General features: G+C 73.8%; 13 protein-coding genes. 6 read left to right on the forward strand and 7 right to left on the reverse strand.

Going from position 1 to position 17,669, the window contains the following annotated elements; all coding sequences use genetic code 11:
* Positions 1-96: 96 nt before the first annotated feature.
* Genes AB0E88_RS32820 through AB0E88_RS32830 form a run of 3 tightly spaced genes read left to right on the forward strand, consistent with a single transcriptional unit; the run spans position 97 to position 3,713 of the window.
* Positions 97-1,530 carry a solute carrier family 23 protein gene (locus AB0E88_RS32820; protein WP_361638209.1) on the forward strand — a complete coding sequence of 478 codons (1,434 nt, stop codon included), beginning with the start codon at positions 97-99 and terminating at the stop codon, positions 1,528-1,530.
* A 31-nt stretch (positions 1,531-1,561) separates the two neighbouring features.
* Entirely contained in the window at positions 1,562-2,971 is a 1,410-nt protein-coding gene (locus AB0E88_RS32825) for an amidohydrolase family protein (protein WP_361638264.1), read from the forward strand.
* A 31-nt stretch (positions 2,972-3,002) separates the two neighbouring features.
* Entirely contained in the window at positions 3,003-3,713 is a 711-nt protein-coding gene (locus AB0E88_RS32830; RefSeq protein ID WP_361638211.1) for a sulfite exporter TauE/SafE family protein, read from the forward strand.
* Between the two features lie 404 nt (positions 3,714-4,117).
* Here AB0E88_RS32830 and AB0E88_RS32835 read toward each other — a convergent pair whose 3' ends face one another.
* From AB0E88_RS32835 to AB0E88_RS32845, 3 genes are all read right to left on the reverse strand, one after another.
* A complete protein-coding gene (locus AB0E88_RS32835) occupies positions 4,118-5,179 on the reverse strand; it encodes a LacI family DNA-binding transcriptional regulator (RefSeq protein WP_361638213.1) in 1,062 nt (353 codons plus the stop codon).
* Positions 5,180-5,345: 166 nt separating this feature from the next.
* Positions 5,346-6,557 carry an amidohydrolase gene (locus AB0E88_RS32840; RefSeq protein ID WP_361638215.1) on the reverse strand — a complete coding sequence of 404 codons (1,212 nt, stop codon included), beginning with the start codon at positions 6,555-6,557 and terminating at the stop codon, positions 5,346-5,348.
* The gene (locus AB0E88_RS32845) at positions 6,554-7,975 is read right to left on the reverse strand and encodes an MFS transporter (protein ID WP_361638217.1); all 1,422 of its coding nucleotides are present in this window, start codon (positions 7,973-7,975) and stop codon (positions 6,554-6,556) included. The genes AB0E88_RS32840 and AB0E88_RS32845 overlap by 4 nt, the downstream gene beginning before the upstream one ends.
* Before the next feature lie 125 nt (positions 7,976-8,100).
* Between AB0E88_RS32845 and AB0E88_RS32850 the strand changes: the two genes are divergently transcribed.
* Positions 8,101-9,102, forward strand: a complete 1,002-nt coding sequence (locus tag AB0E88_RS32850; RefSeq protein ID WP_361638219.1) for an Lrp/AsnC family transcriptional regulator — start codon at positions 8,101-8,103, stop codon at positions 9,100-9,102.
* Positions 9,103-9,120: 18 nt separating this feature from the next.
* Here the strand turns inward: AB0E88_RS32850 and AB0E88_RS32855 are convergent, their stop codons facing one another.
* A complete protein-coding gene (locus AB0E88_RS32855) occupies positions 9,121-10,782 on the reverse strand; it encodes a glycosyltransferase (RefSeq protein ID WP_361638221.1) in 1,662 nt (553 codons plus the stop codon).
* 480 nt (positions 10,783-11,262) lie between these two features.
* Here AB0E88_RS32855 and AB0E88_RS32860 point away from each other — a divergent pair, with 480 nt between their 5' ends.
* Both AB0E88_RS32860 and helR read left to right on the forward strand, forming a co-directional pair.
* Complete coding sequence (locus AB0E88_RS32860) at positions 11,263-11,607, forward strand: hypothetical protein (RefSeq protein WP_361638222.1); 345 nt, start codon at positions 11,263-11,265, stop codon at positions 11,605-11,607.
* A 368-nt stretch (positions 11,608-11,975) separates the two neighbouring features.
* Positions 11,976-14,168: an RNA polymerase recycling motor ATPase HelR gene (gene helR / locus AB0E88_RS32865; protein ID WP_361638224.1), complete on the forward strand. Its 2,193-nt coding sequence runs from the start codon at positions 11,976-11,978 to the stop codon at positions 14,166-14,168.
* Here the strand turns inward: helR and AB0E88_RS32870 are convergent.
* From AB0E88_RS32870 to AB0E88_RS32880, 3 genes are all read right to left on the reverse strand, one after another.
* Positions 14,149-15,018 carry a ferredoxin gene (locus AB0E88_RS32870; RefSeq protein ID WP_361638226.1) on the reverse strand — a complete coding sequence of 290 codons (870 nt, stop codon included), beginning with the start codon at positions 15,016-15,018 and terminating at the stop codon, positions 14,149-14,151. The two genes, helR and AB0E88_RS32870, sit on opposite strands and share 20 nt — an antisense overlap.
* A gap of 146 nt (positions 15,019-15,164) precedes the next feature.
* Positions 15,165-16,592, reverse strand: coding sequence for a rifampin monooxygenase (rox, locus tag AB0E88_RS32875; RefSeq protein ID WP_361638228.1), 1,428 nt, complete (start codon positions 16,590-16,592; stop codon positions 15,165-15,167).
* A 150-nt stretch (positions 16,593-16,742) separates the two neighbouring features.
* Positions 16,743-17,609 (reverse strand): RNA polymerase sigma-70 factor, encoded by an 867-nt coding sequence (locus AB0E88_RS32880; RefSeq protein ID WP_361638266.1) that lies wholly within the window; start codon positions 17,607-17,609, stop codon positions 16,743-16,745.
* Positions 17,610-17,669: the final 60 nt, after the last annotated feature.

Below are 17,669 nucleotides of genomic sequence, written 5' to 3' on the forward strand. Positions count from 1 at the left end.
CGGCCAAATCGATTTGGCCAAATCGATTTGGCCGCCGTCCGGGCCATCGAAGAAGGCCGAACCACCGAGCGAGTCGACCTCGAAACGGAGTCCCCCGTGTCGCTACGCACCGCTCCACCCGCTGCCCCGGACCCCGAGACCGCCGCACAGGCCGACGACCGGCGCCGCCATCCCGTCGACGCCTACCGTCCCGTGCACCGGATGCTGCTGTTCGGCATCCAGCACGTGCTGGTCATGGCGGCCACCCCGATCTCCAGCGTCTTCCTGGTCAGCGCGACGCTGCACCTCACACCCGCGCTGACCGTCAACCTCCTGGCCGCCGCCTTCGTGCTCTCCGGCCTCGGCTCCCTGCTGCAGTCCCTGGGACCGTGGGGCATCGGGGCACGGCTGCCCTTCGTCATGCTGCCCGGCGGCGCGCCGCTGGTGCTGTTCCTCTCCATCGCCGACCAGCACGGACTGCGGACCGCGACCGGGGCGGTGATCATCACCGCCGTCTTCTACTTCGTCGTGCTGCCGGTGTTCTCACGGCTGCTGAAGTTCTTCCCCACCCTGGTCATCGGCACGATGATCACCATCGTCGGCGTGAACCTGGTGAAGGTCGGCGCCCTGCTGGTCACCGGGCGCCCCGGCACCAGCGGCTTCGGCGAGCCGCGCGCCCTGCTGCTGGGCCTGGCCACCGTGGGCTTCACCGTCGTCGCCTACGGGCTGCTGCGCGGCACCCTGCGCCAGCTCTCCGTCATGCTGGGCCTGCTGGCCGGCACCGCGCTCGCCGCCCTGCTCGGCCAGGTGCATCTGGCGGGCGGCGGCGGACTGCTGCACGCGCCGGAGCTGATGCCGTTCGGCACCCCGCAGTTCAACCTCGTCGCCGCGCTCCCCCTGCTGGTCTACAGCCTGGCCTCGATGGCGGAGGCGACGGGGCAGACCGTGGTCAACAGCGAGGCCGTCGGTCTGGAGCCCGACGCCCGCCGGGACGCGCCCCGCACCATCCGCGGCGACGCGCTCGTCTCACTGGCGGGCGGCTTCTTCGGGCTGCCCCTGATGGTCACCAGCGGCGAGAACATCGGCATCGTCAAACTCACCGGCGTCCGCAGCCGCTTCGTCACGGTGGCCGCCGGACTCTTCCTGATCGTCATCGGATTCCTCGCGCCCGTGGCCCGGCTGGTCAACGCGATCCCCGCGCCCGTGGTGGGCGGCACCGCGCTGGTCGTCTTCGGCGTCATCACGGTGCTCGGCATCCAGCTCCTCGGCCGCGCCGGCCTGGACGACCACACCGACACCTTCATCGTCGCCGTCGCCCTCGCCGCCGGCCTCCTCCCGATCCTCGTGCCCGGCGTCTACGCCCAGCTCCCGCCCACCCCCCGCATCCTCCTGGAGAGCGGCGTCGCCGTCGGGGCGTTCACCGCGGCCCTGCTGCACGCGCTCTTCCACCGCCCGCCGTGGGTCTCCCGCTCCCTCAAGGCGGCCCCCGCCGAGCCCGCCCCCGCTGTCGGCACCCCGGCCGACGCTCCCGCGGACCCGCACCACCCCTGAACCCCCCGTGAACACCTACGACAAGGACACCATGCACCCCCTGTCCAGCCCCGATCCCGGGCCACTGCTGCACGACGACACACCGCTGCTGCTGGTCCCCGACACCGTTCTGCTGCCCGACGGGCCCGCCGAGGACCACGCCGTCGTCGTCACCGGTACCGTCTTCACCGACGTCGGGCCGACCGCCCGCGTCCTGCGCGACCATCCCGGGCTGAGCCCCGTACGGCTGCCGGGCCGGGCCCTGCTGCCCGGGTTCGTCGACGCCCACCACCACCTCACGCAGAGTTTCGGCGCCGCGCTGGCGTTCGGTGAACCCTCGGAGATCTTCCGCCGGGTGTGGGTGCCGCTGGAAGGCGCCCTCGACGAGGAGTCGGCGTACGTGGCGGCGAAACTCGCCGCGTGGGAGGCCCTGCGCGGCGGCTTCACGACCGTCGCCGACGCCGGGACGCGCGCACCGATCGACGTGGAGGCCGTGGCGAGCGCCGCACGCGACGCGGGCCTGCGCTGCGTCCTGGGCGCGATCTGCAACGACGCCGACGAGCCCGGCGCGGACGACGTGGTCGCCCGGGCCGGCAAGCACCTCTCCCGCTACGCGGGCGACCCGCTGGTGCACCCCTCCCTCGCCGTCTCCATCCCGGAGGCGGCCACGGAGGCCACCCTCGCGAGCCTCGCCCGGCTCGCCGCCGAGGCGGGCGCGGTCCTGCAGATCCACGTCAACGAACACCTCGCCGCGGTGGAGCGCTCTCTCGTACGGCACGGACTGCGGCCGCTGGAGCATCTGCACCGGCTGGGCGTGCTCGGGCCGCAGCTGCTCGCCGCCCACGCCACCCTGCTGACGCCCCGTGAACTCGCCCTGCTGCGCGACACCGGAACCGCAGTCAGCTACAACCCCGTGGCCAGCGCGTGGAAGGGCAACGCCGTGGCGCCCGCCCTGCTCATGGCGGAGCAGGGCATCCGATTCGGCCTCGGCACCGACGGCACACGTGGCGACGCCTTCCGGCTGCTGGACGCCGCCGAGACCGCCCAGCGCCTCACCCACGGGCTGGCCACCGGCGACTCCTCGTGCGGCGGCGGCTGGACCTGGCTCGACCACGGCACCCGGCTGGGCGCCGACGCGGTCGGGCTGGGGTCGAAGGCCGGTGTCGCGGGCGTGAGCGCGGGCGTGGTGGCCACGGGCGCGGCGGCCGACTTTCTGCTCGTCGACCTCACCGTCCCCGAACTGGCCGCCTCGCACGACCTGCCCTGGGAGCTGCTGCGCCGCGGCAACCGCGACCAGATCACGGCGGTGTTCACGGCCGGACGCCTGCGGCTGTGGCACGGCTCGCCCCTGACCTGGGACGGTGCGGGCCTCGTGGCGCGGGCCCGGGAGCTCGCCGCCGAAGTCGTCGGGCGGGCCCCCATCGTCCGGGTGCACCGGCCCTCCACGGAGGCCGCCCGATGATCCGCGCCGACATCGCACGGGAGGTGCGCGCATGAGCGGCGACGCCCTCGCCCTGCTGGCCGTGACCGTGGCCGTCGCCGCCTTCGTGCAGGGCGCCAGCGGCCTCGGCTACGCCCTGATCGTCGCGCCGGTGGCCGGCCTCGCGGACCCGGGGCTGCTGCCCGTCTTCCTGCTCGCGTCGATGATCCCGCTGAACCTGTACGTGGCCTGGCGGGAGCGGTCCAGCATCGATCTGCGCGGCGCCGGGTGGATCACCGGCGCCCGCCTCGCGGCCACTCCGGCGGGGCTGGTGCTGCTGGCCGCCGTTCCCGAGCACGATCTCGGGCTCCTGGTGGGGGTGGCGACCGTGCTCGCGGCGCTGGTCAGCCTCGCGGCGCCGGCGTTCGCGCCGGGCCGTGCCGCGTATGTGGGCGCCGGTCTGGTCACCGGGATCACCGAGACGGCCACCGGCGTGGGCGGGCCGCCGCTCGCGCTGGTCTACCAGCACCGGCCGCCGCCGGAGCTGCGGGCCACGGTCGCCGTGTGCTTCCTGCTCGGCGAGGCCGCCTCCCTGGTCCTGCTGTTCTGCACGGGGCGCGCGCACCTGGACCACCTGGGTACGGCGCTGTGGATGCTGCCCGCGCTGGCCGCGGGCGCGGCGCTGAGCCGGCTGGTGCATCACCGGCTGAACGCGCGGCGGCTGCGGCTGGGGGTGCTGGTGTTCGCGCTGGTGTCGGGGCTGGTGCTGATGCTGGGGATATGACCCGCGGGTTCCCTCCGGGGGCCTGAGGGGTTGGTCATCGCACCCAGTCTCAGGGAGTGCCCGGCGACCATGCGCCGGGACCCCCGGTGGACTTTCGGGTGCGGGCCGGTGGGGGCTGGTCGCGCAGTTCCCCGCGCCCCTTGTGGGTTGGCCTGCGCGCCCGGTCCCGGGCGGTGCCCCGCGCTCCTTGTGGGTTGGCCTCCGCACCCGGTCTCAGAGAGCGCCTCGGCGACCACGCGCCGGGGCCCCGGTGGACTTTCGGGTGCGGGCCTGTGGGGGCTGGTCGCGCAGTTCCCCGCGCCCCTTGTGGGTTGGCCGTCGCACCCGGTCCCGGGCAGTGCCCCGCGCTCCTTGTGGGTTGGCGGCGCACCCGGTCACACGCCTTGCCCCGCTCGCGCCCGGGGTCAGAGGGTGGTGGAGGGCTGGCGTAGTGAGGAGGCTCGGGGGATCAGGGTGGGGGGTGGAAGGGGTGGGGTCGGGGCGTGGTCCGTGTCGGCCGGGGTGCCCCGCAGGTGCCGTAGCAGGAGGTCGAGTGCCTGTGCCGCGGCCTGTTCCAGGTGCAGGTCCACCGCGGTCAGCGGGGGCATGCAGGTGCGCGCGCGGACGCCGTCGTAGCGCGTGACGACCAGGACGTCGTCCGGCACCGCGCGCCCGCTGTCGTGCAATGCGCGCACCGCGCCCACCGCGAACGCGTCGACCATGACGCACAGCGCGTCGATGCCGGGGTGTTCGCGCAGCAGGGCGGCGCACGCCTCGTAGCCCGCCTGTTCGCCGCCGGACTCCTCGGCGACGGCCGTCACCGGCGGCCAGCCGTGGCGTTCCGCGGCGCGCGCGTAGGCGGTCCGCGCGTCGACGGCCGAGGACCGGGTGCCGGGCGCGGTGAGCAGCGCGGGGCTGCGGGCGCCCTCGCGGGCCAGGTGGTCCAGCAGCAGTTCGGTGACCGCCTCGCCGTTGAGGTCGGCGTACGGCGCCTGCGCCGCGTCCGGCACCGGCCGGCCGAGCGCCACCCAGGGCAGGCCGCGTTCGCGCAGCTCGGCGACCACGGGATCGTCCTCGCGGGGCTCCACGACGATGGCGCCGTCCACGTCGACCGTGCGCAGCCCCGCACCGGACTCCCCCGGCGGCAGCAGTACCAGCGCGAACCCGTGGGCCAGCGCGTGTTCGGCCGCGGCGGCCGCGACCTCCATGTAGAAGCCCAGCCGGGACGGTCCGCCGGCCACGGCGAGCGGCATCGACGACAGCAGGGCGATCGCCCTGGCCTCGCCGCGGCGCAGTCGCTGGGCGCGCAGGTTGGGGCGGTAGCCCAGTTCCCCGGCGACCCGTTTGACGCGTTCCCGGGTGCGCGGGTCGACCTTGCCCAGCCCGTTGAGCGCGTGCGAGACGGTCGTACGGGACACACCGGCGGCGCGTGCCACATCGGCGATCGTCGGCTGACGGGACGCGGAGGCCGGTCGGGGTTCGGTCATCGGCGGCTGTTCTCCTCCTACGCTGCGTGCCGCCCAGTCTTCCCGATGCCTCGGCGGTCCGGCACGCCGCCTCCCCCGAAACCGCGTCAGAGGCGGGCCGCACGTCGTGGGAGCGGTGGGGGCCGGCGAGGAGCGCGCCGGCCCCCGGGTCACCGCCCCTGGCCGCTCACGCCGTCGTGGCCTCACCCCGGCGGGCCGCCACACGGTCCAGGAACAACTGCCGCCCGACCGGGTCCGTGGCCAGCTCCACCGCGACATGGGCGAGGGCGATCGCTCCGTCCAGGACGGCCCGGTCGGCGCCGGGGCTCGTCCCGTGGCGGGCAAACTGCTCGGTGTGCTGCATCGCGCCCTGTGTGTCGTAGCCGATCGTGGGGTGCAGCGACGGTACGGCGTGGGAGACGTTGCCCATGTCGGTGGACGCCATCCGCTGCCCGTGCCGGTCCACCGGGTCGCGGCCCAGGGCGCGGGCGGCCCGCACATAGGCGGCGGTGAGGCGGGCGTCCTGGCGCAGGTCGGCGAAGTCGTGGCCGTGCTCGGCGAGGTCGAGGGCTGCTCCCGTGGCCAGGGCGCCCGCCTCCAGGCAGGCCCGCACCCGCTGCCGGGCGTGCGCGAGGTCGTCGACGGTGTGGGCCCGCAACTCGTAGCGCCCGCGCGCGAGTTCGGGGATGACGTTCACGGCGTGGCCGGCTTCGAGGACGATGTCGTGGACCAGGGTGCCGGGCGGCAGCTGCTGGCGCAGGAGGCCCACGGCCGTGTGCGCGAGCGTCATCGCGTCGAGGGCGTTGACGCCCTCCCATGGGGCGAGCGCGGCGTGGGCCGGGCGTCCCCGGTAGGTCACGTCCCAGGCTCCCACGGCGAGTGAGGAGGCGCCGACCGAGTCCTCGGGCGCCGCGTGGACCATCATCGCCGCGGCGACGTCGTCGAAGACGCCCGCCCGGAGCAGCAGAACCTTGCCGCCGATGTCCTCCTCCGCCGGGGTGCCCACGAGCTTGACGGTGAGGGCGAGATCGTCCGCCACGGCCGCGAGTGCGAGCGCGGCCCCGACGGCGGCGGCGCCGTTGACGTTGTGGCCGCAGGCGTGGCCGATGCCGGGCAGCGCGTCGTACTCGGCGCACAGGGCCACCACCAGGTCGCCGGTGCCGTAGGTCCCCACCAGGGCGGTCGGTACGCCGCCCGCACGGTCGGTCACCCGGAAGCCGGCGTCGGCGAGCACCGCGGCGATCTTCGCGGCGGACTTGAACTCCCGCAGCGCGGTCTCGGGTTCCGCGTGCAGGCTGTGGCTGAGCCCGATGAGGACGTCCCGCCGGGAGCGGACGGCGTCCGCGGCTGCGGTGAGGGCCCGGCCGGTGGCGGGGGCGAGGGACTGAGAGTGTGTCATGCGGCTTCCCCACTGGTCGTCATCAGGGTGGGCGTCGAGGCGGTGGCGGGGGCCGCGCCGCCCTTGAAGAGCAGCCCGATCACCGCTCCGGCGAGGGCGACGGCCGCGCAGGCGGCCCAGGCCCACAGGTAGCCCGCCGGGGCGATGCCGCCGCCCGCTGCCGGGTGGGCCGCGAAGAGCGCGCCGATCACGGCGGCGCCGATGGCCGCGCCCAGTGACAGGGCGAGTTCGTTGATGCCGACGGACAGCGCGGTCTCGGCGTCGTCGACGACCTCCACCGACAGGGTGCGGGTGACGGCTTCGAACATGCCGGTCGCGACCCCGACGACGAGGGCGCCGGCCAGGTACTGCGGCAGGGAGGCGTGGAAGAACACCAGCGACGTGAAGCCGGCGGTGCCGACGCCGCCGCCCGTGGCGAGGGTGGCCCGGTCCCCGATCAGCCGGGCCAGCCGTGGAGTGGCGGTGGATCCGGCGCAGCCGGCGACGACCATGGCGAGCGAGATCAGGGCGATGTCCTGCGAGCCGAGTCCCTGGCCGTAGCCGTTCCCGTCGCGGTGGGCGCCGAGGAAGACCGCGTTCGCCCCGAGGAAGCCGATGGTGCCGAAGGCCGCGCAGAAGGTGTGCGCGCTGATCACCGCGAGTCGGGCGTTGCGCAGCAGCCGGACGTCGACCAGGGGGTGGGCGGAGTGCTGCTCGACGCGCACCCACAGCACGAGGGCCACGACGGCGACGGCGACCGTCGCCAGGGTGGGCGCCGAGCTCCAGCCCCAGGTGCCGCCCTGGGCGAGGACCAGGACGAGCGCGCCGAGTCCGACGGTGAGCAGCGTCGCCGCCGCCGTGTTGAAGCGGCCCGCCCGCCGGGTCGTGCTGTCGGGCAGGGCGAGCGCCGCGGCGAGGGCGAGCAGCGCGAACGGTACGGCGGTCCACAGCCCGGCCGACGCGTGCTCCTCGCTGAGCGAGCCGGCGGCCAGGCCGCCGACGCCGATGGACAGCAGCAGCGCGCCCACGAGGACGGACATGCCCGTGCGGCCGCGTTCCGGGGCCCGGGAGCGCAGGATGCCCGCCAGCAGCGGGAAGAAGCCGACGACGGCGCCCTGCAGGGTCATGCCCACCGCGAGCGTGGCGGTGGTCGGGCGGACCGCGATGAGCAGCGAGCCGGCCGCCACCATGGCGACGGCGACGCGCAGCAGCCGCCGGTGGCCGTGGATGTCGCCCCAGCGTGACAGCAGCGGTGTGAGCACCGCGAACGCGAGCTGGGACAGCAGGTACAGGTTGTTCTGGCCGACTCCCGAGAGCCCGATGTGCCGGCCCACGACGGGCAGCAGCGGGGTCAGGTAGCCCTGGACGACTCCGCTGCACACCACGATCAGGGTCATGGTCGCGAGCAGTCCGCGGCCGCGGCTGATGGTTCCGGTCACTGTCTCACCGTCTTCCCTTGGCTGGAATCCGAGGTGATGGCTAGAGTGCGACCCTCGGTCGAGGACCCCGGGAACATCGTGGAAATCCTGCACGGAGGTCGGCGCGGGTGAAGGAATCGGACACCGTGAGCGAGCTGGACCTCGCTCTCGTGCACGCGCTGCAGATCCGCCCGCGTGCCGCCTGGTCCGATCTCGCCCCGTTGCTCGGTGTCACGGCGGTGACGCTGGCCCGGCGGTGGGAACGGCTGACGCGGGAGGGACTGGCGTGGCTGTCCGTGGTGCCGGGACCGGCGTTCACCCGGACCCGCTGCACGGCGTTCGTGCTGGTCGGCTGCGCGCCGGCGGAACGTGAGCGGCTGGCGGCACGGGTCGCGGGCCTCACGGAGGCGGTGACCGTGGAACTGACGGCTCCTGGCTCCGCCGATCTCCTGCTGGACGTGCTGGCGCCGACGCCCGCCGCGCTGCACCGGTTCGTCACCGAGCGCCTCGCGCTGCTGCCCGGGGTGACCGGCGTGGAGTGCCTGTTCGCCACCTCGCTCTACGCCGACGGGACGCGCTGGCGGCTGGGCTCCCTGGACGCCGCGCAGCTCAGCGCCCTGGATCCGGCCGGGTCACGGGAGCGGGACGGCGGGGCCGCGCCGTCGCTCGACGCGCTCGACCGGGCCCTGCTCGACCTCCTCGCCCGGGACGGCCGGCTGGGCCTGGCGGAGCTGGCCCAGCTCACCGGGACCAGCGCCGCCACCGTGCGGCGCCGGCTGCACCGGCTCACCGCCTCCGACATGGCCCGCTTCCGCTGCGACCTCTCCCCCGCGCTGAGCGCGCTGCCGGTGGCGGTGACCTTCCGGGGCCGGGCGCCGGCCCGGGACGTGAACGGCCTGCACCGCACCCTGGGCACGCTGCCGGAGTGCCGGCTGGTGGCCGCCGTCACCGGGACGGCGAACGTTCTCGCCACGTACTGGATGCGCGACCTCGGCGCGGTGCAGCACCGGGAGACCGCGATGGGCGCCCGGCTGCCGTCGCTGGAGATCACCGACCGCATCGTCGGGGTGCGTACCGTCAAACGGATGGGCCACCTGCTGGATGCCGCCGGCCGCCGGACCGGGACGTGCCCGATCCGGCCGTGGTGACGCCCGGGCGCCTCGCGTTCAGGTGAGGCGGGCGCGCAGTGCGCGGGCGGCCTTGCCGGTGACGCTGAAGGCGTAGGCGGTGACCGCCGACGGTGCGGGCCGCAGTTCCAGGACGAGCTGTCCGTCGTCGGGCCGGACCCGGGCGGTGTGGACGCGTTTGCCGTTCCCGGACAGGGACAGCGCGTGCGGGCCGCGGCGGCCCACGCCGTTGCCGAGCGCCCCGCCCAGCGCGCCGCGCGCGGTCATGCCGTGCGCCGTGCACCGCAGGGACAGATGCCAGTCACCGGAGGGCAGGGCGCGCCCGTCGTCCACGCTCGCCAGGTCGACGCGCACCCGGAAGCAGGCCCGCCCGTAGTCGTACGTCTCCTTGCCGCGGGCCACGGTCAGGTGCGGGGAGGGCACTTGTTCGCACCTGACCGCGATCTCCTTGCCGCTGCGGGCGTGGCGCAGGACGAGTTCGGTGACCAGGTCGTCGGTGTCCACCTGGTCGAGGTAGCCGTAGCCGCCCAGTTCGAGGACGCTGCCCTGCCAGAGGAGGTGGTCGAGCCGGCGGCGCGGGCTGACCCTGAGCATGTCGGAGGTGATGTCGCAGAGCTCCTCGTACACCGGGGAATCCGCGGCGGGGAACGGCGGTGCGGCGTACAGCCTGCCGTTCCTGGTGAGCGCCTTGCCGGGGCGGTCGGCGAGCTCCCACTCGACGACCGCGGCGAGTTCTTCGGCCAGCCCCTCGCGCAGGCAGTGGCTGACCAGCCGCTCGTGGAGACCGAACTCGGCCGAGACCGCGGGCGTGATCCACTTCCGGGCGTACGGCTGGGCCAGCTCCACCAGTTCCCTGCGGGTGGCGGCATCGGCGTCGAGGAAGCGGCGGTCGAAGCGGCGCACCATCTCCACCCGGACATGACGGGTGATCAGATGGTCGCGCAGTCGCCCGGGTTCGGTCATCTCCGTGACTAACCGGATCATCTCGTCGGCCTGTCTCAGGACCGTGCCCAGCTCCAGGCCGTTCGCGGTGATGTTGCCCTCGTCGCCCCGCTTGACGAGGTAGTAGCAGTCGTAGTCGCCGACGATCGAGATGACCTTGCTGTGCAGATAGGCGCGGGCGACGAAGTGCTGGTCCTCGCTGATGCGCATGTGTTCCGGGAAGCGGATGCCGTGCGCCTCGAGCATGCCGCGCCGGAACAGCTTGAACGGCATCAGCGTGTAGTAGACGTCGCCCTTGGACAGGTCGGCCTTGTCGACGTTCTTGGCGAAGACCTGCCGCGGCACGCGCCGTCCGACGCCGACGAGTTTGCCGAGGACCACGTCGGAGTTGTTCTTCTCCGCCATGGCGACCAGCCGCTCCAGCGCCTCGGGGCCGAGGCAGTCGTCGCCGTCGAGGAAGAAGACATACGTGCCACGGGCGTGGTCGAGTCCGACGTTGCGCGGCCGGCTCGGGCCGCCCGACGCCTCCTGGTGGATCACTTTCATCCGCCAGGGCCTGTCCTTCGCCCAGGCGTCGAGCCGCTCACCGCTGCCGTCCGTGCTGCCGTCGTCGACGGCGATGATTTCTAGCGCGTCCATGCCAATTGATTGCTGCGCAACCGAGGCGAGCGTCTGCTCCAGATAGGGCAGCGCGTTGTAGACCGGTATCACGACGGATACCAGTGGTGTGTACGACCACTTCACGGGATTCCCCCCCATGCAGTTCATATGAAAAACCACTGTGGGTCCGACCGGGTTCCAGTCGGCGTCCGCCCTGGTCAGGACCCAATGGGCTGATTCACCGATCGAGCATAAATGATGGGGCGTGTGCGCGTTTCACGACCTACCGGTGGAGATTCGGAATTTCACGGTCTGGAAGGGGCGCGATGGCGCGCACAGGGGAGCTGCCCGCGCAGGAAAAAGAGCTGCGTGCGCCGTAAAGAGAAGTGCGCGCTCCGGAAAGGGGGGCTCGCGGCCGGGAGGAGTGGTGCGCGGCCGGGGAGGGGGATGCGCGCTCGGCGCACAAAAAAGGGAAAGGACGCCGTCCGTTCCTTTCCACTCTCAACCTATAGCGCACCGGGGGGCTTGCCGCAAGGCCCCCTTCGTGGCGCACAATCGGCGGCCGAAGCAAGGACCGGCCGCAACAGGGGGAGTCACGCAGTGCCTGTGGTGTTGTCAACCGATGGACGCCGGGGGGACATGGAGCCCCTGTCGGGGCTCGCTGTCGCGCCGCGCGAACACGGCGCGAAGGTGGGGGCGGCCACCCGGGCGGGTGCGCCGCAGATCGTCGTGGCGCAGCCGGCGGACCAGCCGTACCGGGCGGGCCGGGTGGCCGCGCCGGGCACCGGCGCGGCACCCGACGCTCCGGCGCCGACCGCGGCCTCCCTGTCGGCGGCGCCGGACACGGCCCTGGCCCCCGCGGCAGTCGCCCGGACGAGCGAGGTGGCCGCCCTGGTCCGCACCGACAGGACCGCGGCGGCTGCGAAGCTGCTGCTCGACGGGACCGTGGTGGCCGCGAAGCTGCTGCTCCACGCGATCGACTGAGACGGCCGGGGCCCGACCAGCCGTACGCCACGACCACGACCACCACCACCGCCCGATGTCCGCCCGGCGGGCCGCCGTACAGCGGGCATCGCCCGGACCCCGTGCTTCGCCCACCACTCGACCCACGATCCGCCCCCCTCGGAAACCCGCCGCCCGGCGGCCCGCCGCCCAGGCAAGGCACCGGCCCCCATGCCCTCGCCACCCCCGCCAGGCGGCCCGCCGCAGCCCGGGCCCGGCCGCCCTGCCCCTCCCACGAACCACCACCGACGCCCGGTGTCCCGGTGCGGCGGCGTACCCTGCCGCGGCCGGGCACCGTCCGGCCGCGGCCGACCGGACACCCCGCACGCCGCATGTGAACGGAGCTGACCTTGAACCCCCTGACCACCCGTGCCTTCGACCTTCCCGAGCAACTGTCCGCGAAGGCGGACCCGGCGCTGATCGCCGACGACGAGCGGCACTTCGCTGCCCTGGCCGCCTGCCTGGAGGAGACGATCGCCGAGCTGTCCGACCGTCTCGCCGCCACGCGCAAGGCACCCGGCGGCACGGGCCGGGAGGCGATGGACCGGGACGCCGAGATCCACCGGCTGACCGCCCGTCTGCGCACCCTGCGCCGCTTCGGACTGGACCTGTGCCTGGGCCGCATGGTCGGCGCGGACGGCGGCGTGCCGGTGTACGTCGGGCGGCTCGGGCTGACCGACAGCAGCGGGCGCCGGCTGCTGCTCGACTGGCGCTCCCCCGCGGCCGAGCCGTTCTTCGGGGCCACCCACGCCGACCCGATGGGGCTGGCAGCCCGGCGCCGCTACCGCTGGACCCGCGGCCGGATCAGCGACTACTGGGACGAGGTGTTCACCGCCGACGGGCTGGAGGGCCACGCGGCGCTGGACGACCAGTCCGCGTTCGTCGCCGCTCTGGGCGGCGCCCGGTCGTCGCGGATGCGGGACGTGCTCGCCACCCTCCAGGCCGACCAGGACGCCATCATCCGCGCCGGTTCCCGCGGCGCCCTCGTCGTCGACGGCGGGCCTGGCACCGGCAAGACCGTCGTCGCGCTGCACCGCTCGGCCTACCTCCTCCACTCCGACCCGCGGCTCGGTCACCGCCGGGGCGGCGTGCTGTTCGTCGGCCCGCACCGCCCCTATCTGGCGTACGTCTCCGACGTCCTGCCCAGTCTCGGCGAGGAGGGCGTGCAGACCTGCGTCCTGCGGGACCTCGTCCCCGAGGGGGCGACGGCGGACGTCGAGACCGATCCGGAAGTGGCCCGGCTGAAGTCGTCCGCGGCCCTGGTGGGCGCGATCGAGAAGGCCGTCCGGTTCTACGAGGAGCCGCCGGCCGAGCCCATGACGGTCACCACGCCCTGGTCGGACATCCGGCTCACCCCCGGTGACTGGGCGGCCGCCTTCGACGCGGCGGAACCGGGCACACCGCACAACGAGGCCCGCGAACAGGTGCGGGAGGAACTCCTCACCCTCCTGGTGGACAAGCACGACGGCGACGCCTCTCCCGAGGAGCTGCGCCGGTATCTGCGCAAGGACCGGGAGCTGCTGGCCGCGTTCCACCGCGCGTGGCCGCTGCTGGAGGCCGCCGACGTGGTGGCGGACCTGTGGTCGGTGCCCGCCTACCTGCGGATGTGCGCGCCCTGGCTCAGCCGCGAGGAGGTGCGCGTGCTGCAGCGCGCGGACCCGCGCGCCTGGACGGTGTCCGACCTGCCGCTGCTGGACGCCGCACACCAGCGTGTGGGCGACCCGGAGGTGGCGCGGCGCGCGCGGCGGCGCGTGGCCGTGCTCGCCGCCCAGCGCGAACGCATGGCGCACGTCGTCGACAACCTGATCGCGGCCGTCGCCGACTCGGGCGCCGACGGCGACGACGGCGAGGGCCTGGTGAGGATGTTGCGCGGCGAGGACGCCCAGGTGAGCCTGGTCGACGAGTCCGAACTGGCGTCCGTCGACCCGGATCTGCTCGCCGGGCCGTTCGCGCACGTCGTCGTGGACGAGGCGCAGGAACTGACCGACGCGGAGTGGCAGATGCTGATCTCGCGGTGCCCGTCGCGCAGCTTCACCATCGTCGGGGACCGCGCCCAGGCCCGGCACGGCTTCACCGAGTCGTGGCAGGAGCGGCTGAAGCGGGTAGGGCTGGACCGGATCACCCTGGCCTCCCTCACCATCAACTACCGTACGCCGCGGGAGATCATGGCGGAGGCGGAGCCGGTGATCCGGGCCGCGCTGCCGGACGCCAACGTGCCGGTCTCGGTGCGCGGCAACGGCCTGCCCGTCGTGCGCGGTTCGGCGTCGGAGCTGACGTCGGTCCTGGACTCCTGGCTGGCCGGCCACGCCGAGGGGGTGGCGTGCGTGATCGGCGCCCCGTCGTTCCAGGAGCGGCCGCGGGTGCGGTCGCTGACGCCGGAGCTGGCGAAGGGGCTCGAGTTCGACCTGGTCGTCCTCGTCGACCCGGAGGAGTTCGGCACGGGCGTCGCGGGGGCCGTCGACCGCTATGTGGCGATGACCCGGGCGACCGGGCAGCTCGTGATCCTCACCGGCGCGGACCCGGTCACCAGCGCACGGCGGTGAAGTCGACGGGCCGGGGCCGCAGCAGGCGGGTGCGTTCGGCCAGCGCGTGCAGCCGGCGGGTCATCTCGTCGGCTGCGAGGCGGTGCCGGCTCCCGTGGCCGGGCAGCAGCCACTCGAAGCGCAGCCGTCCGGCCGCCTCGGCCAGGGAGGCGGCCAGCTGCTCGATGGAGTACCAGGTGACGCTGTGCGCGACCTCCAGATCACCGGTCGTGCGGGACCAGTAGAAGCTGTCGCCGCTGAAGCAGTACCGGTCGTCCGCGAGGTAGAGCACGCTGCCGCGGGTGTGTCCGGGCAGGGGGTGGGCGGTGATCCCCGGGCCGATCGGCAGGGGGTCGAGTCCGCGGATCACCTGGTCCGCGTCCGGTGCGGCGTCCAGGTCGCCCTCGTGGATCCACAACCGGGCGCCGAAGCGGTCGGCGTAGCGGCGGCCGTGCGCGGCGTGGTCGCGATGGGTGAGGAGCACGTCGGTGACGGGCCCGAAGTCCGCGTACCGGCTGCCGAGTTCGCGGCTCCAGCGCGGGGTGTCGACCATCATGACCGTGCCGGAGGGGCGCAGAAGCAGGTAGGAGTGGGCTCCGGCGGTGCGGGGCGAGTTGTGGCCGCAGATCAGCACGCCGTCGTCGAGGCGCATCGGGAACGGGTCGAGCGCCGGATCCAGGCGCCCGGACAGCGGCCGGACGGAGCGGGTGGGGCAGGCGAAGGCGGCGGCGTGCAGGCGCCGCCTCTCCGTCTCGTCGCCCGGCGGGCGCAGGATCCGGGACTTCCCGTCGGCCTCACCGATCAGTTCGGGGGCGAACTGCCGGGCCGCATCGCAGTTGGTGCAGCGGTCGTCCACGTACCAGCCGTCCACGGCGGGACTCCTCTCTCGGGCAACGGCGCCGGGTCGGGGCGCCGTTACAGGGATATCCCGTGCGGGGACGACACCGGTAGGCCGGCCCGGTCTTGTCTTTCCGAAGGAACGACGCTCCCGGACCGGCCCCGTAACTGACCGACCAATCAGTCGATAGGCTGTCCGAACCAGGTGCGCAGCGGGCCGGCGAGAGTCTGCTGGTCGTCGCCGGCCCAGACGACGTGGCCGTCCGGACGCAGCAGTACGGCGGGCACGTCCAGCTCCTCGGCGACATCGACGACATGGTCGACCCGGTCCGCCCAGCCGGCCACCGACAGTGCGCCGGTACCGTCGAGCAGCAGCCCGCGGCCGCGGTGCATCAGCTCGTACAGCCGGCCTCCCTTCAGCCGCACGTCCCGCAGCCGCCGGCCGAGCAGTTCGTGCCCCTCGCCGAGGTCGTAGCGGACGCCGACCGCGAAGGCCGTCTCGGTCATGTACCGGTTGACCTCGTTGAAGTCCATCAGCTTCGACAGCAGCTCGCGCAGCGCCACGGCCCCCGCGTCGGTCCCCAGCAGCGTCATCTGGGCGCGGGTGTTGGCCAGCACGGCGGCGCCCACCGGATGCCGTTCGGCGTGGTAGGTGTCCAGCAGGCCCTCGGGCGCCCAGCCGTGCACCTCGGCGGCCAGCTTCCAGCCGAGGTTGAACGCGTCCTGGACACCGAGGTTGAGCCCCTGCCCGCCGGTCGGCGGGTGGATGTGGGCGGCGTCGCCGGCCAGCAGCACCCGCCCGACCCGGTAGCGCTCGGCCTGCCGGGTGGCGTCACCGAACCGGGACAGCCAGCGCGGCGAGTGCACACCGAAGTCGGTGCCCGCGACGGCCCGCAGCCGCGCCTTGAACTCCTCCAGGGTCGGTGTGCCCGCATCCTCCTCGGACACCTCCGCCGCGGGCACGCCGACGCGGAACACCCCGTCGCCGTTGGGGATGACACCGAAGCGCAGCTGCGTCTTGCGTACCTCGGTGACGACGGCGGTCACCGTGTCCGGGTCGGCGGTCAGCTCCATGTCGCCCAGCAGCGTCTCGACCTTGGCGGGTTCGCCGGGGAAGGCGACGCCGAGCTGCCTGCGCACGGTGCTGCGGCCGCCGTCGCAGCCGACCAGGTAGCGCGAGCGGAGCCGGGTGCCGTCCGCCAGCGCGACGGTCACCCCGTCCGCGTCCTGGTCCACCCCCGTCACTTCGCAGCCGAGCCGCAGGTCGGCGCCGAGTTCGAGCGCCCGCTCGCGCAGCAGCCGCTCGGTGACCGGCTGCAGGGTGGACAGGCCGTACGGGTGGTTGGTGTCCATTCCGTCCGGCCAGGGCTTGTGGATGCCGCCGAAGAAGCCGCCGACCTGGAACTTCTCCCCCACCGCGAGGAACCGGTCCAGCAGGCCGCGCTGGTCCATCATCTCGACGCTGCGCACGTGCAGGCCGCGCCCGCGCGACTCCTTGGTCGGCTCGCTCAGTTTCTCCAGCACGACCACGTGCACGTCGTGCAGCCGCAGCTCGGCGGCGAGCATCAGGCCGGTCGGGCCGCCGCCCGCAATGAGCACATCGATCATCAAAAATCCCCGTATCCGCTGGTTGTGGCTTCGCCGGGCGATTCTGCGGCATGAGGGGGGCCTTGCCGCAAGCCCCCCTGTGCGCTATATGTTGAGAGTGGCGAGGAGAGCGTGACCTCCTCGCTTTCGTGTTTCTCCCCCTGGTGCCGCTCAGCGGACCACCACGGTCTCCCGGTCGACACGCGACAGCTTCGCGGGGTTGCGCACGGCGTACAGGCCCGTGATGACGCCGTCCTCGACGCGCACCGTGACGACCGTGTCGACCTCGCCGTCCTTGCGGAGCAGCAGGGCCGGGTGGCCGTTGACGTAGGCCGGCTGGAGGGACCTCGTCGCCGGGAGCACGATCAGCAGGGGGATCACCCGGTCGGCTCCCACGATGGGTTCCAGAGCGGCCCGTACGACTCCGCCGCCGTCGCCGAGGAAGACGACGTCCGGGGCGAGGATGTCCAACAGGCCCTGCAGGTCGCCCGTTTCGATCGCCCGCCGGAACGCCTCCAGGGCCCCGCGCGACTCCTCCCGGGACACCGGCCCCCGGGGACGCCGCGCCGCCACGTGCGTGCGGGCCCGGTGCGCGATCTGGCGGACCGCCGCCGGGGTCTTGTCCACGGCCCGCGCGATCTCGTCGTACTCGATGCCGAAGACCTCGCGCAGCACGAACACCGCCCGCTCGGTCGGGGTGAGCGTCTCCAGCACGAGCAGCATCGCCATCGACACGCTCTCGGCCAGCTCGGCGTCCTCGGCCACATCGGGCGCGGTGAGCAGCGGCTCCGGCAGCCAGGGGCCGACGTAGGCCTCCTTGCGCCGGCGCAGGGTGCGCAGCCGCGTCAGTGCCTGCCGCGTGGTGATGCGGATCAGGTACGCCCGCTCGTCCCGCACGGTGGCGGCGTCGACGCCCGCCCAGCGCAGCCAGGCGTCCTGCAGGACGTCCTCGGCGTCGGCGGCGGAACCGAGCATCTCGTACGCCACGGTGAACAGCAGATTGCGGTGGGCGAGGAAGGCTTCGGTGGCCCGCTCCATGCCACCGCCCCGCGCGCCGGGCCCCGGGGGCCGTGTCGCTTCCTCGCCGTGTCCGCTCAT

Origin of the sequence: Streptomyces sp. NPDC028635, from assembly GCF_040637635.1 — a bacterium.
In the GTDB taxonomy this organism is placed as follows: Bacteria; Actinomycetota; Actinomycetes; order Streptomycetales; family Streptomycetaceae; genus Streptomyces.

Excerpts from the sequence above, each read along its gene's own strand:
- AB0E88_RS32825 (WP_361638264.1), top strand. The coding sequence starts at position 1,562 with ATGCACCCCCTGTCCAGCCCCGATCCCGGGCCACTGCTGCACGACGAC.
- AB0E88_RS32830 (WP_361638211.1), top strand. The coding sequence starts at position 3,003 with ATGAGCGGCGACGCCCTCGCCCTGCTGGCCGTGACCGTGGCCGTCGCC.
- AB0E88_RS32835 (WP_361638213.1), bottom strand. The coding sequence starts at position 5,179 with ATGACCGAACCCCGACCGGCCTCCGCGTCCCGTCAGCCGACGATCGCC.
- AB0E88_RS32840 (WP_361638215.1), bottom strand. The coding sequence starts at position 6,557 with ATGACACACTCTCAGTCCCTCGCCCCCGCCACCGGCCGGGCCCTCACC.
- AB0E88_RS32855 (WP_361638221.1), bottom strand. The coding sequence starts at position 10,782 with ATGGGGGGGAATCCCGTGAAGTGGTCGTACACACCACTGGTATCCGTC.
- AB0E88_RS32860 (WP_361638222.1), top strand. The coding sequence starts at position 11,263 with ATGGAGCCCCTGTCGGGGCTCGCTGTCGCGCCGCGCGAACACGGCGCG.
- rox (WP_361638228.1), bottom strand. The coding sequence starts at position 16,592 with ATGATCGATGTGCTCATTGCGGGCGGCGGCCCGACCGGCCTGATGCTC.
- AB0E88_RS32880 (WP_361638266.1), bottom strand. The coding sequence starts at position 17,609 with ATGGAGCGGGCCACCGAAGCCTTCCTCGCCCACCGCAATCTGCTGTTC.